The organism is Bacteroides sp. ET225, assembly GCF_024733745.1.
In the GTDB taxonomy this organism is placed as follows: Bacteria; Bacteroidota; Bacteroidia; order Bacteroidales; family Bacteroidaceae; genus Phocaeicola; species Phocaeicola excrementipullorum.
Genome location: NZ_JANRHN010000095.1, coordinates 1 through 418 on the forward strand (window position 1 = coordinate 1; position 418 = coordinate 418).

At 55.7% G+C, this 418-nt stretch carries 1 protein-coding gene; it reads left to right on the forward strand.

Going from position 1 to position 418, the window contains the following annotated elements:
- The coding region (locus tag NW212_RS15245; protein ID WP_258339463.1) for an Rpn family recombination-promoting nuclease/putative transposase at positions 1 to 418 on the forward strand (418 nt) is incomplete at both ends.

Here is a 418-nt window from a genome sequence, read left to right on the forward strand (position 1 = left end):
TGAGGAGGGAGAGGAGATCACGGAACTTGAATACCTCCCGGCAGAAATGGTTCCCGACAATCCCCTCCGGAAGAACAGCATCGTGGACGTCCGGTGCCGGGACAACAGGGGAAGGCACTTCATCGTGGAGATGCAGATGGTATGGTCGCAGGAATTCCGCCAGCGCGTCCTGTTCAACGCGTCGAAAGCGTACGTGAGGCAGATCGAAAAGGGAAACGACTATTCCCTCCTCCAGCCCGTATACTCCCTGAACCTCGTAAACGAAGTATTCGAGCCCGAGCTCAGGGAATTCTACCACTACTACCGCCTTGTACACGTCGAGCATACGGAGAAGGTGATAGACGGGCTGCACCTGGTATTCGTCGAACTCCCGAAGTTCAACCCCCACACCTACAGCGAGAAGAGGATGCAGGTGCTA